The organism is Aliidiomarina sp., assembly GCF_047920995.1.
Classification (GTDB): Bacteria; Pseudomonadota; Gammaproteobacteria; order Enterobacterales; family Alteromonadaceae; genus Aliidiomarina.
In genome coordinates this window covers 1-2,261 of record NZ_JBLRWZ010000073.1, presented here as the reverse complement: position 1 = coordinate 2,261, position 2,261 = coordinate 1, and the positions used below count along the sequence as shown (strand labels likewise).

Genomic DNA, 2,261 nt, shown 5'->3' with positions numbered 1-2,261 from the left:
CGCTGCTCGTTACTAAAGGTTTTCTCGGCAATATTTGGCCGTGGTGCTCGCGCAATAGCGCGCAGATTAACCAACTCATGCTCTTCGTCGAGAGCGAAACTAAACAATTGTTCGTGTTCCGCATCAAATGATTTAGATAGGAGCTGTGAACCTTGCTCGCGCAGTGCCTCTGGATTTACATCTTGAGTAAGCAATAATGCCTGCCCTTGATAACGCAAATCGGCTTGCCAAGTAATACTTTGATCGGCTGCCGGAATATCTTGCCGAGCAAGAGAATCTTGTACCTGCTTGGTGAGTTGCTCCAGGATTGTTAGTACTTCTTTATCTGAAATCCGCGAAAACCCTTTAATTAGTGAGCGAGATGCTTCGTCTTTTACGCGTGTTGTTGCATCACCATAAGCGCATAATACGCCCGGCGCTGGTGGCACAATAACCGGCCAAGCATTCATAAGAATACCCAATGCATTGGCATGTAGTGGCCCAGCACCACCAAAACCGCATAGTGCAAACTCACGCGGATCGTACCCTTGCTCCACCGAAATTAAGCGCAGCGCACCAAACATATGCTCGTTAGCAATTCGTACTATGCCTTCCGCTGCCTCATACACGGAAATGCCCATGGCATCAGCAACAGTTTGCACGGCCGCCTCCGCTAAATCCTTGCGCACTTGCATATCGCCACCCAATTTTTGGTTGGCGGGCAAATAGCCAAGAACAACGTTTGCATCGGTTACCGTAGGCTGAACACCACCTTTATTATAAGCCGCTGGGCCAGGCTCTGCCCCAGCACTATCAGGGCCAACGCGAAGTGCTTTGGTTAGCTCAGGTACGAAAGCAATCGAGCCGCCCCCAGCACCAATGGTGCGCACGTCTACTGAAGGCGCGCGCACGGCAATATCGCCAACTCGAGTTTCGCGGCGCAAGCGAGCGCTACCATCTTCTATTAACGCTACATCAGTAGAGGTACCGCCCACATCAAACGTAAGCACTTTATCGAAACCACCGCGGCTGCAGAAGTAAATTGCTCCGGCAACTCCACCAGCGGGACCAGAAAGTAATAAATTTACTGGAGTATCAGAAGCTGAATCACAAGCAGATAGCCCTCCATCTGAGCGCAGAATTGAAAGTTCAACATCGTTCGCTAGGCGCGCTTTCAATTCTGTTTCTAAGTTGGCGATGTACTTTGATACTTCCGGGCGAACGTAGCTATTAACAACGGTTGTTTCGGTGCGCTCATATTCCTGCATTTCAGGCACTACATCAGAAGAAATTGAAACAGGAATATCCGGCATCACTTCTTTTGCAATCGCAGCAATCTCTTGCTCATGCGTACCGTTGCTGTAGGCATTAATTAGCGATACTGTAAGTGCTTCAATGCCTTTGTCACGAAGCTCGGTAAGCGCTTTGCGAATTGCATCTTTGTTTAGTGGCTCTACCACAGCACCATCAGCGGCAATACGCTCATGCGCTTCAATGGTGTGGTCGAGAGTGGCTAGCAATTCACCTTTTTGGAAAATAACCCAACCGCCTAAACCACCAGGAACATACGAACGAGCAATATGCAGAACTTGTTTGTAGCCCTTAGTGGTAACTAAGCCAACTTTTGCGCCTTTGCGGGTTAAAATCGCGTTTGTGGCCACGGTGGTACCATGCATTACTTTGCGAATCTCCCGGGGATTCACCCCGGAAGTTCGACAAATTTTTTCGATACCGTTTAGCACACCAATCGAAGAATCTTTTGGTGTTGATGGCACCTTTGCCGTAAAGGTAGCGCCAGTGTCATCGTTGATCAGTAGAAGATCGGTAAAAGTACCTCCCACATCAACACCTAATCGATAGCTCATAAATCCTCCTGTACTTCTTTATCGTGAAGCCGCTATTTAGCGAACTGCGGCGCGCTCTAATTCACGTAAACTAATTGAATTGCCATTTACGCCTTGCGTGTTTAAACGAGCATTCGGAGCCAATACGAAAATAGTGGCATGGCGGCGCTGATAATCAATTGTGAAGCCAGCGTTCGAAACAATACCTTTATCACCATCTTCAGTTTCAAGAGTGCGTAAGTTGTAGTTCATCCACTTCCAAAACTCACCACGGCGATCGTATACATCAGCCATGTAAAAGCGGGGGAACTCAGTATCCATGTACATTACTTTCTTTGAATACGGATGCTCAGGTGGAGCTATGGCTTCTACCACCCATACTTCCCGAACTTCCCATTCATCACTAGGATTCCAAGCAGGACTTGATTGCAAATCAAC

General features: G+C 48.0%; 2 protein-coding genes. Both read right to left on the bottom strand.

The annotated features are described in order from the left end of the window. The coding region (locus ACNA7P_RS11120) for a hydantoinase/oxoprolinase family protein (protein WP_416258692.1) at window positions 1-1,844 on the bottom strand (1,844 nt) is incomplete at its 3' end. A gap of 36 nt (window positions 1,845-1,880) precedes the next feature. Beyond that, window positions 1,881-2,261: DUF1329 domain-containing protein (locus tag ACNA7P_RS11115; protein WP_416258691.1), on the bottom strand; the 381-nt coding region annotated here is incomplete at its 5' end.